This is a genomic window from Acinetobacter sp. 148, assembly GCF_031196675.1.
In the GTDB taxonomy this organism is placed as follows: Bacteria; Pseudomonadota; Gammaproteobacteria; order Pseudomonadales; family Moraxellaceae; genus Acinetobacter; species Acinetobacter baumannii.
In genome coordinates this window covers 113,841-126,289 of record NZ_JAVIMT010000038.1, presented here as the reverse complement: position 1 = coordinate 126,289, position 12,449 = coordinate 113,841, and the positions used below count along the sequence as shown (strand labels likewise).

At 37.6% G+C, this 12,449-nt stretch carries 8 protein-coding genes and 1 pseudogene; 4 read left to right on the top strand and 5 right to left on the bottom strand.

Annotation, left to right across the window (positions count from 1 at the left end; genetic code table 11):
• Positions 1-143 precede the first annotated feature (143 nt).
• From RFX69_RS06785 to murI, 3 genes are all read left to right on the top strand, one after another.
• Positions 144-1,970 carry a DUF885 family protein gene (locus RFX69_RS06785; protein WP_289332963.1) on the top strand — a complete coding sequence of 609 codons (1,827 nt, stop codon included), beginning with the start codon at positions 144-146 and terminating at the stop codon, positions 1,968-1,970.
• Positions 1,971-2,069: 99 nt separating this feature from the next.
• Complete coding sequence (locus RFX69_RS06780; RefSeq protein WP_272310452.1) at positions 2,070-2,708, top strand: HAD family hydrolase; 639 nt, start codon at positions 2,070-2,072, stop codon at positions 2,706-2,708.
• A 23-nt stretch (positions 2,709-2,731) separates the two neighbouring features.
• Complete coding sequence (murI, locus tag RFX69_RS06775; RefSeq protein WP_289332964.1) at positions 2,732-3,541, top strand: glutamate racemase; 810 nt, start codon at positions 2,732-2,734, stop codon at positions 3,539-3,541.
• Here murI and RFX69_RS06770 read toward each other — a convergent pair.
• Genes RFX69_RS06770 through RFX69_RS06755 form a run of 4 tightly spaced genes read right to left on the bottom strand, consistent with a single transcriptional unit; the run spans position 3,533 to position 9,320 of the window.
• A complete protein-coding gene (locus RFX69_RS06770) occupies positions 3,533-3,730 on the bottom strand; it encodes a hypothetical protein (protein WP_270900884.1) in 198 nt (65 codons plus the stop codon). The two genes, murI and RFX69_RS06770, sit on opposite strands and share 9 nt — an antisense overlap.
• Positions 3,731-3,776: 46 nt before the next feature.
• Complete coding sequence (locus tag RFX69_RS06765; protein ID WP_257934860.1) at positions 3,777-5,507, bottom strand: triacylglycerol lipase; 1,731 nt, start codon at positions 5,505-5,507, stop codon at positions 3,777-3,779.
• Between the two features lies 1 nt (position 5,508).
• The gene (locus tag RFX69_RS06760) at positions 5,509-6,567 is read right to left on the bottom strand and encodes a T6SS immunity protein Tli4 family protein (RefSeq protein ID WP_271055962.1); all 1,059 of its coding nucleotides are present in this window, start codon (positions 6,565-6,567) and stop codon (positions 5,509-5,511) included.
• A gap of 20 nt (positions 6,568-6,587) precedes the next feature.
• Complete coding sequence (locus RFX69_RS06755; RefSeq protein WP_270900886.1) at positions 6,588-9,320, bottom strand: type VI secretion system Vgr family protein; 2,733 nt, start codon at positions 9,318-9,320, stop codon at positions 6,588-6,590.
• A gap of 767 nt (positions 9,321-10,087) precedes the next feature.
• Here RFX69_RS06755 and RFX69_RS06750 point away from each other — a divergent pair.
• Positions 10,088-10,382 (top strand): annotated as a pseudogene (locus RFX69_RS06750) (hypothetical protein).
• Between the two features lie 228 nt (positions 10,383-10,610).
• Here RFX69_RS06750 and glmS read toward each other — a convergent pair.
• Positions 10,611-12,449 (bottom strand): glutamine--fructose-6-phosphate transaminase (isomerizing), encoded by a 1,839-nt coding sequence (glmS, locus tag RFX69_RS06745; protein WP_065709189.1) that lies wholly within the window; start codon positions 12,447-12,449, stop codon positions 10,611-10,613.

Sequence of the window (12,449 nt, the reverse complement as noted above, 5' to 3'; positions counted from 1 at the left end):
AATTAATTTAATTAAAAAGAAAATTAATTTATAAAATCATTTAGTTAAAAAAATACTCGATTTTTACACTATTTTATATGCTGCTTGGCACGTAATTTGTTTTGTCTTTATTTTAACTTCGTTAAATATGTTTGGATAATTAAATGAAAAACAGAACCTTACATTTTGCTTGTATCAGTGTTTTATTTTGGATGTCTCATTCTTCTAATGCTGCAACCCCCGAAATAAATACAAATACTATCGAAAAATCACAATCTAAACAAAAGAGTGATGTCTCTGTTCGGGTGAAAGCTTTAAACCAACTTTTACAGGAACAGTGGGAATATACTTTGAAAAATAACCCTGAAACTGCAACGACTTTAGGCGATTTACGCTACAACGATCGATGGACCGAGTTTTCAAAAAATCAGATTGAGAAAGATAAAAAAACTACGCAAAATTTTTTAAAACGTTTTGAAGCAATTGATAGCACAGGATTTTCAGCAACTGATCAATTAAATAAAGATTTAATGATTTATCAGTTGAAAGAAACACTTAAAAATTATGATTTGAAATTGTATGAAATGCCTTTTAATCAAATGTGGGGGCTACATTTACAATTTCCGGGATTTATTAGTTCGATTCCATTTAATAATGCTAAGCAATATCAAGACTATATTGCTCGTTTAAAACAAATTCCTCTTATTCTTGAGCAAGGTATTCAGTTAGCGAAACAAGGACAAAAAGATGGCTTGATGCCACCCAAATATTTAATTGAAAAGGTGGCAAAGCAGATTGATAGCATTGCAACTCCAGCAGGGAAGGACAGTGTTTTTGCCTCTCCATTAAAGCAATTTCCAAGCAATATTTCAAAAGCAGAACAAGAGCGTTTAAGCCGTGAAATACTACAGGCCATAGATCAGAATGTTCGCCCTGCTTATCAAAAACTCGGGACGTTTATTCAGAAAAATTACTTACCCTATGGACGACATCACGAGGGTATATGGAGTTTGCCAAACGGTGACGAGCTCTATCGTTTTTATGTAGAAAACAATACAACCACGTCGGAAAGCCCTGAAACTATTCATCAGCTCGGGTTAAAAGAAGTTGCTCGTATAGAAGCGGAAATGCTGAAAATTGCTAAAGCACAAGGTTTTAATGATTTAAAAAGTTTCCAACAATCTTTAAAAACAAATCCCGCTGTTTTTCCAAAATCTCGTGAAGAAATTTTAGAGATTTATCGCGGGTATATTGCCCAAATGCAACCAGAGTTGCCGAAGCTGTTTGGCTTATTACCCAAAAATAAAGTGGAAGTTTTACCTGTAGAGCAATATCGAGAAAAAGAAGCGGCAGGTGCGGAGTATCACCAAGGCACGCCTGATGGTTCACGTCCCGGACAAGTATATGTAAATACTGGCGACTTCTCTGAACGTTCCAAAATATCAATGGAAGCGACCGCTTATCATGAGGCAATTCCCGGCCACCATATGCAGATTGATATTGCCCAAAACCTGCCAAATTTGCCGATGTTCCGAAAGCAACCCAACCATACCGCTTATATTGAAGGATGGGCACTTTACGCAGAGCAACTGGGTAAAGATGTTGGTTTCTATAAAGACCCGCTTTCAGATTATGGAAGACTATCGAGTGAGTTGTTCCGCGCTTGTCGTTTAGTGGTTGACACTGGCGTGCATTATAAAAAATGGACCCGTCAGCAAATGATTGATTTTATGCGTGAACACTCAGCTTTAGATGAACCAGATATTCAGGCAGAGACTGATCGATATATTGCTATTCCTGCTCAAGCATTAGCATATAAGATGGGCCAACTGAAAATTTTAGAGCTACGGGAGCTAGCCAAACAGGAGCTTGGAGACCGTTTTGATATCAAAGCATTCCATGACATGATTTTAAATGCAGGAACACTGCCTTTAAATATTCTGGATGCACGTATTAAAAATTGGATTAAGGAACAAAAAGCGGCAGCTTAAAAGAAAAGTCGAAATTTAGATCAGGTCCTCGTTGGGCCTGATTTAAAAACCGATAGAAAACAGAATATAATAATAAAAAATATATTTTTGAAACTAGAAATGGAAAAAAACCTAAAAGAATATCAGGCTATTATTTTTGATATGGACGGTACTTTAGTCGACTCCTTTAGCTTTTTTTTAGGTGCTTTAAATCAGCTTGCCAAGAAACATAAATTTAAATCTGTAGAGTTACATGAAGTAGAGCAGTACAAACATCTTTCACCAAAAGAAATTATGAAAGAGATGAATGTTTCTAGGTGGAAATTGCCTTGGATTGCGAAAGATTTTATTCGGTTAATGAAAGAAAGAGATGAAGAAATTCATTTGTTTGAGGGTATGCGGGACCACTTAATTGAACTGCATAAGCGGGGTTATACGCTCGCAATTATTACTTCAAACTCTAAAGAAAACTGTCAAAATGTACTGGGTAAAGAACTCTGTGAGCTTTTTAGCCATATTGATGGTGGCTCGTCTATATTTGGCAAAGCGAAGCGAATAAAGCGTGTTCTCAACATTTTGGATGTAAGTAAAAACCAAGCAATTTATGTCGGCGACCAAACCACGGATGGCGAAGCTGCACATAAGGCAGGCATTGATTTTGCTGGGGTAGGTTGGGGGTATACATCGGCCGAAAAATTAAAAACCATTCAGCCCAAAGTCGTGCTAACAGACTTAGCAACCATGAAAGAATTTTTCTAAACACATGAAATACAGGATAAAGCATGAATAACAATAACAACCCGATTGGAATGATTGACTCTGGTTTAGGCGGGTTGTCTCTCTTTAAGCATATTCGGGAGGCGCTTCCAAATGAAGACATTATCTATTTCGCCGACTCGAAATATGTCCCTTATGGAGACAGAGAAAGCGACTGGATTGTTTCAAGGACCACGCATTTAATTTCAAACCTAGCTGCTCATGGTAAATGCAAAGCGATTGTGATTGCTTGTAATACCATGACGGCTGTAGCGATTGAAACGATTAGAGCGCAAATTAATGTGCCACTTATTGCGATAGAACCAGCCGTAAAACCTGCTGTAGCAATCACACAAACTAAGCATATTGCTGTCTTGGCAACTGCCACCACGGTAAAGGGCAAAAACTTAAAAAGTTTAATTGAAACGTATGCGCAACATATTAAAGTGTCTTTAGTGCCGTGTATTGGTTTGGCCGAAAAAATTGAAACGGGTAAAGCACATACCGCGGAAGTTAAAGATTATTTAAAAAATATTTTGGCGCCGTTGGTCGAACAAAAAGTCGATACGATTATTTTAGGATGTACCCATTATCCGTTTGTTTCAGATGCGATTCAGGAAATTGTAGGCCGTGATATTCAAATTATTGAGCCTTCGGAAGCTGTAACTGCGCAATTAATGCGTCAACTCAATCAATATGATTTAAGTTCTGAAAGTCCAAATGAGGGGAATCATATTATTTGGACTAGTTCAGACCCGTTGGAAGTTGCGGATGTTACTTTTTCTTTGTTAGGTAAACGTTTACCCGTGAAGAGTATGTCTCTTTTATTAACCTGAGCATGAAAATAACAAGCCAGTAATTCCAATCAAAGCAAATGATATAATTATCATATCTTTTGTCTCAGATTTATTCTTGCTTTTAAGCCTAAATAAAGCAGTAATACCTGTGATAATTAGGAGAATAATGCTAACCAGAGCAATCAAAGCCAACATTATCCCATGTCCAATATTTGCTGAACTTAACATAGTATTTCAACCCTAAAACCACTGAAGGCCATATATCTCTTTTAATTTATCTATATTTCGGTTGGATATTATTTTCCTTAATAATTTTGACTATAGAATAAAGTACAGAACGCCTAACCAGAGTATTGTTATAACTACCTTGATGATCAAAACCTTTCATTTTGAATACTTGTTTAACTCCAGGCTGCTTTAGTGGAGCAGAACCAGACTGGTGCGGTACGGTACCATCTCCAGCTGCGTTTTGATTGGAGATTGAAAAGACACCCAGATTACCACTTACTAACGAAATATAGCGGATACCATTATTCTCAAGTGCTAAGTCACGATTGTTAGCATCGGCACCTTTGCCTTCTTTAATTTTTACCATTTGTTCTTGAACAATTTTTTGGCGATATGTACCTATTTGCTTTGCTGTTGCTCTTGGTAGCCTTTTCATTTGCTCGGCCGTTAAACCTCTCAATGGTCGATCTAATGTCCATGTGAGTGTTCCAAAACTTAAATGCTTAGAGTCATGTCCATAGTTAACATAAGTACATGGATGATATTTATTGGTAATTTTTGAATGAAACTCTTTTACTTTTTCAATTTTTTTGAAATATACATCTTTGGCTCTCTGACTAGGATTATCTTTCTTGATCATCCGAGCAGGATCAATTAATTCATTCTTGACCATTTCCCACCACACCCCGTCAGCTTTATATATTTCTTCGTAAGGGTCACTTTTAGGGAGAGGAGCGACATTGGTTTGTAAGTCTTTCCCATTCATAAGCCCAGAGCCGTTCAGGAATAGCCATGGCCGTCCATTATTGTAAGCTTTACTTGGTAAAAGCTCTAAACCACCCGGAGCATTTGCAAGCACAGCAGTAACATGTTCAGTATTCTTACCAAGTACATAAGCAGGTAATGCTCCGACATCTCCAGAACCTGCCACAATACGACGATAAGCCGCTGCTGCTCCTTCAGCAGGCATCACCCCATGCACCACCCCTGCAATATCGGCACTACGTAATTGAACTAATCTACGTGTTAAAAGACCACCCATAGAGTGAGTTACGATAATAAACTTATGGAACCGTGCACCATATTCTTGTTTTATTTTATCTAGTTTTTGGGCAACAATCGCTGCACCATTTTCACTCGACTGTAACCAGTTATAACCCATCGCATAGACAGGAAAATGGAATTTCTTAAGATGCTCTATTTCTTGTTGATTAACTGGCACAAATGATTCTTGAGGGGACCAATTTGAGGGCTCAGCCTGATTTAATAAACTTTTCCACTCATAAACTGACTCTTGCTGTTTCATTTGTTGAACAGCAGCATATCCTCCTCCCAAGCCTGTTGCATAAATCGGTTTTTCATTTAAATCAACGTTATTCAATACCATTTGTAAATAAGTTAGAATTCCACCATAACTATCCCAATGTACAGTTCCCCAATAACGTTCCCGCAGTGTTTTTTCGGTAAGCTTTAGTCGTCGGTCAACTACGATATCACCGCTTGTATCCACTCTTGTGTTTAAAGGGTCTAACTCTGTCTGTAGCTCAGCAGGAGTTTTTCCCATCTGTTTGGTTAAGGTTTTAACTTGACCAGAAACGCCATTACCAATCATCCATACTGGCTTACCCAAAACAGTATTAAAAATATTTGAACCCATAATGCCGGGCACAAATATAATTGGGATTGTGTCCTGTAATGGCACCTCTACATAAGTTCCAGACTTATTGGTAGTTGGACTTGTTGCCGACCCTGTTTGTGCAATAGTTTTGTTCGCCATGTTATTTCTCTTTTTTATTATTTGGTGTAATTTGGATACTGTTTAAAATAAAATCATTCAGTCGAAGAGCTTCTTTCTGGCTTATTGTTGAATTGAGTGGATCGTCAGGTCTTACCATGTCTGCACTATCAAAACTAAACTGAATATAAGGGTCATTATGGTTATCTAGTGTGCCTAGATACTGCCATTCTCCTATTTCATAGCCTCTTTCAAAATGTCCACGTCGAGACATATGATTCAGCACTTCTTCACCTGCCAAACCATTTATTATCTTTTTATGTTCTCTGAGATTCTCAATGCTCATCAAGGTTTTCGCAATGGCAGGTAACTCTTGCTGATTTTTTTTCATCAGTTCAATTAAGTGTAAATCCGAGTCATAGGTTACACGGTGTGCGACATCGGCCCGAACTTGCGGATAACTAGGGAATTTAAAGTGTAAATATCCACCACCAAATGGAATATTTTTACTCATATCATCTAAAATAAAAAACTCTTTCCAACATAAACCAGCTTGTTCTTCGCCTTTAGTCGATCTAATTTTTATACTTTTTAATGTGTGTTTCATGTCCTCAATAGCATTATCCAATAAATCATTACTGGCTCCACTTTTTAGAACAAGTAATCTTCCTGGACTTAAATAAAGATAGCCATAAACTTCATAAATTGACGTGACATATTGCCCATCTCTAAAAACAATAATATGGCTAACTGAACGTCCAGCTTGGTTTACAGGACCTTGCATTTCTCCTTTTAATAAAACGCCTTCTGTTTCATGAGGTTCATGCTTTAAATACTGAATCTTGTCATTAATCAGTTTTTGATATGTCTCGTATGTTTTTACACTTTCATCAACTTCTATGTTACTACCGTTGTAGTTAAAGTTACTGTATTCAACTTGGGTCTCTTTCGGGACCGTTAATTCAATTCGGCCAAAACATACTTTTTTAGGATTACTATAATCAATCACTTTAATTCCTTCTTGTTCTTTCTCAACATTTGAACATGCACTAAAAGAAACTGTTGTTAATAAGCAAAGGGTTAAGCGCTTTAATAAGTTCATTATTAACTTTCCTTAGTCCTTTATTCAGGAGAAAAAACTTCTATATTTAATGCTGTCATCGCATCTTTGGTAAAAACTGTAGTTTTCCCATCTTCGCCAGATACCCCTTCAAAAACCTGACCATCTTCAGCTGTAATTCGGTACTTCAGATTCTTAGCAGGTTCGCCGTCTGGATAATGCAAAATAAAATGCTCGTCATATTGTGATTTTAATTCTGGCATTGCAGGTAATTGACTTGAAAGAGAAGCACCACCTTTTGTCTGGATTTGACCAGCTTTAAGTTCCATTAAACCAGGGCATGCAATTTCTATATTTCCATCCTGAATTTTGATATATCCGCCACCAGCAGTAATCAAAATTCCTTTTCCACTTTCGATTCGGACAAAATCATTAAGTGAGTAAACATGCATTTGTTGTTTGGAAGATAAAGTCATTTTTCCTTTTTGTGCGGCTACCTCTATATCACCTTCACCCGATTTAATTTTGATTCCTGCATGTTTGGCAAAAATACTAATTTTATCCAGTGCCTTTGCAATCCAGCTTTTACCAGTAAAAAATTGCAGATTTTTCGGTGTACTAACATCGATATTTTGTTTAGCAGCAAGTTGTAAACTCTCTTTACTATCTAAAATCATTGCTGATTCACTATGTAAAGCCACTAAAGCATCTGAACTTTCATTCCATTTATCAAATTTCTCTTTAAGTGTATCTTGGGCCCCTAAATCTGGCTCATCCACCTCATGGGCTGAAGCAAGTTCTTTAAAGTATTTATTACTTTCGGTATGAAAATTAATATTCTCTTTTATGTTCGACCTTGTCAGTTGTTCGCCTTGTGCTTGTTCTGACGATTCGGATGTTACAAGTATTCCTTTAGCGGCACGAATAGCTCCCCATTCATCTGTTCGTAATTCAAAGCCTTGTCCACGTCCTTCGCTTTCCGCTTTATCTTTCGGATGACTTAAATTCCCCAAGTTAAGTTGAGAGGAACCGTGACTGCTATGTAACTGAGCGCTAATTTGCCCTGTCGTATCATCAAAACGCAGCTGGTTATATCCACTACCGCCAACCTCTTTGGATCGAATACCACTCAGTTTTTTTGTGTCAGGAAGTTGCCCTTTAATATCAAACTTCGTTGGCGAACGCTGCGCTTCATGGATGCGCCCCGTTACAAAAGGGCGGTCAATGTTGCCGTCAAAGAAATCAATCACTACGATTTCATCTTTACGCGGTAAAAAACGTGCCCCATAGCCTTCACCAGCCCAAGGGGTAAGAACATCTACCCATGCCGAATCTGTATCACTATTATTGGCACCCGCACCGCCATCATGAGCATGGTCATCGGTACGTGTGAATAAGAATCTGACTTTAATCCGTCCCCATTCATCCACATGGATTTCTTCACCATCACTGACCACTTTGGCACGTTGTACATGAGCAACAGGGCGATGCTTTAAAGGATTATATTCAGGAACAACATTAATATTTCTACGAACGACCACAAATTCATTGGCCTGACGTTCTTGATCACTGTCTTTACTGTTTTGCCAGTGACTTAAGGTCAATAGTTTTTCTACTTGGTCTTGAATATCTTTGGGCAAGTTATTTTGGTTATAAAAGTGCTTATTAAGGATTAAAAACTCTTTATCTTGCTGACTATGATTTTTCTCTAACTCTGGATAATCATGTAATTGGAACCAATAACCGACTTGAGTGTCACGCACACTACTATGCGCAGTAAAATACTTGGCTTGCAAGGCGTGATATTGGTTAAGATGCTTATTCAGTCGATCTAACTGACTATTACTTGAAGCTGTGGCTTGATCTTCTCCTTTAAGATCACTTATCCAAGCAGGAGATATATTCCATGCCTGTTCTAAACTTAAGCTTTCATTATCTCGTAGAGCGCTGTGTTGATGTGAGCTGACCACTAAACCACTGGCATCTTCTTGACTAAGACTATCCGCTTGCCAACGTTGTATATGTATCGCTGTTGGTTGTAATTGTCTTTGTGCAATAAAGCTAGTGATACTGTCATATTGTTCAGTTGCGTTAGAACGATGGTAACGAATGGTTCTACGTTCAAGCGATTGAAACTGAGCATTATCATCAATTAAACGTAGTTTTTGTGCCTCAATACTTTGGCTATTACTTGCTACAAGATAACTTGCCTCGCCCACAAGCCAGTTAATCGATTCTTCACGCATTATCCTCGTTAAATATGCATAATCACTTTCATTTGACTGCATGGAAAACGGGCGTACATCATATGTTTTGGTTAAACCACTCGTATCTAACTGTAAACTTGATGCAAATAAAGGACTCTTACTTTGCCATTCCTTAAAGATGACTTCGATAATGTCCACTACGCTTTTATTCATAAACACACGGCTGTTGCGTCGTTTATGCCATAAGCTCGTTGCATCCTGCATAGTCAAGCGGTACAGACTGAAAGCGCCGTCACTTTGTCCTTGGCTAGCGCCAGTGACTATACCCGTAGTTCTAAAAAGCTGACCTGAATCTGTCACTTGATCAACTGCAACCTGACAGCCGATAAAATTTTTTAATTCAATATATGGGTTTGTCGATAAACAAATAAGCTCTGCTGATAGTCCGTCATTAATGCCATGATAACCATCAATACGTTGCAACATAATTTGTGAATTAAGCTCTGCATTTGAAAACTGGATACTAATCGCCCGTTTCTGAGCACCAAATCCTATTTTTTCCAAGATACCGAAGATATTATTCAACATTATGATGCAAACCTTATTATTAATCAAACAAGCCTAGCAGAAGTATCTTTCTGTCTCAATCTAGGTTTTTTCGTGTTTTTGTTTCAATTCATTTAATTTCTTTCTTGAAGACATTTCAATAAGTTCAGCCATCCAATTTTTATTAACTAAATATATATAAATCAATTTTATATTTTAAATTTAATTAAAAACTATAAATAAAAACAAGGGTAATATTATTTTAAATATTAATAAAATTATTATATTTAAATTTTTTTCATTAAAATAAATTGACGTAATTAAAATCACCAATTATTATCTCGTTGCTGGCCTACATTGCCAGCCGGTTTTAGCAGACCGACCCTAGCGTAGCGGGTTATACTTCCTCAGTATTTCTCGTGTGGAACCTTTATGCCCCCTTTTTCTCTATGGTAGGGCGGAAGGGGGACGCGTTCGCGCGTGCTGGTCGCTAGGTCAGTCTGCTAACCCTCTTTCGTTCTACCACCCTAAATTAGTTCGCGGTAATCTGGTGGTAGAACTCCATTTTTAAGGAGTTGGCCATACCATTATTCAAACTCATTTTCTCTCTCAATTAATTATTTTATTTATTTAAAATATGGGTTTTTGCGACCTAATTTTTTAAATTTATAAATTATTTCTATTTTAAAATTTTAATTATTTTATTTTCCTGTGTTTGTGGGGGTTAATTATTATTTAAAAAATATTTAAACATTTAGATGAGTTATATTTTTATTTTATTTAAAGATATAAATAATTATGAGAATAATATGAAACTTCATAAATTTATATTGTTTTTAAACCTTGTGTTCGGTGTTTACAGTATTACAAATGATGATGCCAATGCTCAGCAGGAATTTAAAAGAATTTGTTTGTCAAGTGAACACATGCAAGCCAGTTGCAATTGTATTTGCCAACAGCTTGTACAGGTGTATTCACCTCAAACCGTACAACGTTTAAAACACACCAGTTTGCAAAGTCCTGATCTCCCACAGGACTTTGCTCCTAACTTGTTTAGCAGCATTCAACGCTGTGACAAAACTGAAATGGGCTAAGTTCGCTTAGCTTCCTTATCTCTGTGTCTCAATGATCTCTCAAACTTTAAATCAGCGCAAAAGTAAAAAGTCCGTTGTGACACGGGGACCTAAGCAGAGTTCTCTATTTTCTTCCGTAGGAAAGCTTCTGTGTAGCAGTATGAAGGCAATAAAAAAGCCCAATAGGCAATTAATGCATATCGGGCTTAATAAATCAGTTATTAAAGCAGGTGATGCCTTAATAATGATTTTTTTTGAATTACTCTACAGTTACTGACTTCGCCAAGTTACGTGGCTGGTCAACGTCTGTACCACGTAATACAGCAACGTGATAAGACAATAACTGAACTGGTACGCTATAAATGATTGGTGCAAGCCATTCGTTTACTGCTGGAATATGAACGACATGTTGACGGTCTTTTTCAACTACACCACTATTTTCATCAGCGAAAACGAATAATTCACCGCCACGCGCCTGAACTTCTTCCATATTTGACTTAAGCTTATCAAGCATTTCGTCATTTGGTGCAAGAATCACGATTGGCATTTCATTATCTACAAGTGCCAATGGGCCGTGTTTCAACTCACCAGCTGCATAGCCTTCTGCATGAATATATGAAATTTCTTTAAGCTTTAATGCACCCTCCAAAGCGATTGGATAGTGTGTGCCACGGCCTAAGAATAAACAGTGTTGTTTTTCAACGAACAATTCTGATAAACGTAAAATTTCAGCATCTTGCTTAAGCGTATCAAGAATGACTTTCGGGCTATGCCACAATTCACGAGCAAGCTCTTCAATCATCACATTGCTAATACGCTGTTTCACTTGACCAATTTTCAAGATTAACAACATTAATGCAGCAAGCTGAGTCGTGAACGCTTTTGTTGATGCAACACCAATCTCTGGACCTGCAAGCGTCAATAAGTGGTGATCAGTTTCACGCACCATTGAAGAAGTTGCGACGTTACAGATCGTTAAAGTCTGAATATCGATATTATTTGCTTTAGCACGTTTTTGAGTTTCACGTAGTGCAGCTAAGGTATCCGCTGTTTCGCCTGATTGTGAAATACAGATGTAAAGTGTATTTTCCACAATCACTGGTGAGCGATAACGGAATTCACTCGCAATCTCAACTTGGCATGGCACACCAATTAACTGTTCAAACCAATATTTAGCGATCATTCCTGAGTGATAACTTGTACCACACGCAATAATTTGAACACTTTGAAGTTTACTGAAATCTGCATCAGCATCTTTCAAGAAATCATCACGTAAATTGTTGCCATCAAGTGCTTGAGAAATTGTTTGTTTGATTGCTTCAGGCTGCTCATAAATTTCTTTGAGCATGTAGTGTTTATATTCACCTTTTGAAGCGCTGCTTACAGTTGCATCAAGTTCTTTAACTGGACGTTCAACACGTTCACCTTTTACAAATACTTCAATTGAAGTACGAGTAAGACGAGCAATATCGCCTTCTTCTAAGTAAATAAAACGGTTCGTTACTGGTAAAAGGGCCAATTGGTCTGAACTGATAAAGTTCTCGCCAATACCCACACCAATTACAAGTGGTGAACCTTCACGTACAGTAATGAGTTCATCTGGGTAATCACTGTGAATAATACCTAACGCATAGGCACCTTTAAGCTGAGGAACTACAGATTCTACTGCTTCAAGTAAACTATCAGTATTTTTTAGAGCTTCTGCAACTAAATGGGCTACCACTTCAGTATCTGTTTGAGAAGTAAATACATATCCTAAAGCTTGAAGGTCATCTTTAAGCTCTTGATAGTTCTCGATAATACCGTTGTGAACGACTGCTACCTTGCCTGACATGTGCGGGTGAGCATTATTTTCGGTCGGTTTACCGTGTGTTGCCCAACGGGTATGCGCAATACCAATTGCTCCAGTAAGCTGGTGTTCTGAAACAGCGTCTGCAAGATTGGCAACTTTACCAACACGGCGCTCACGTAAAATTTGCTGGTTATTGAGTAAAGCAACGCCTGCCGAATCATAGCCACGATATTCAAGACGTTTTAAACCTTCAATTAAAATCTCGGTTACACAACGTTCTGCAACGCCTCCGACGATACCACACAT

Excerpts from the sequence above, each read along its gene's own strand:
- RFX69_RS06770 (WP_270900884.1), bottom strand. The coding sequence starts at position 3,730 with ATGTTAAGTTCAGCAAATATTGGACATGGGATAATGTTGGCTTTGATT.
- RFX69_RS06765 (WP_257934860.1), bottom strand. The coding sequence starts at position 5,507 with ATGGCGAACAAAACTATTGCACAAACAGGGTCGGCAACAAGTCCAACT.
- RFX69_RS06755 (WP_270900886.1), bottom strand. The coding sequence starts at position 9,320 with ATGTTGAATAATATCTTCGGTATCTTGGAAAAAATAGGATTTGGTGCT.
- murI (WP_289332964.1), top strand. The coding sequence starts at position 2,732 with ATGAATAACAATAACAACCCGATTGGAATGATTGACTCTGGTTTAGGC.
- RFX69_RS06785 (WP_289332963.1), top strand. The coding sequence starts at position 144 with ATGAAAAACAGAACCTTACATTTTGCTTGTATCAGTGTTTTATTTTGG.
- RFX69_RS06760 (WP_271055962.1), bottom strand. The coding sequence starts at position 6,567 with ATGAACTTATTAAAGCGCTTAACCCTTTGCTTATTAACAACAGTTTCT.
- RFX69_RS06780 (WP_272310452.1), top strand. The coding sequence starts at position 2,070 with ATGGAAAAAAACCTAAAAGAATATCAGGCTATTATTTTTGATATGGAC.
- glmS (WP_065709189.1), bottom strand. The coding sequence starts at position 12,449 with ATGTGTGGTATCGTCGGAGGCGTTGCAGAACGTTGTGTAACCGAGATT.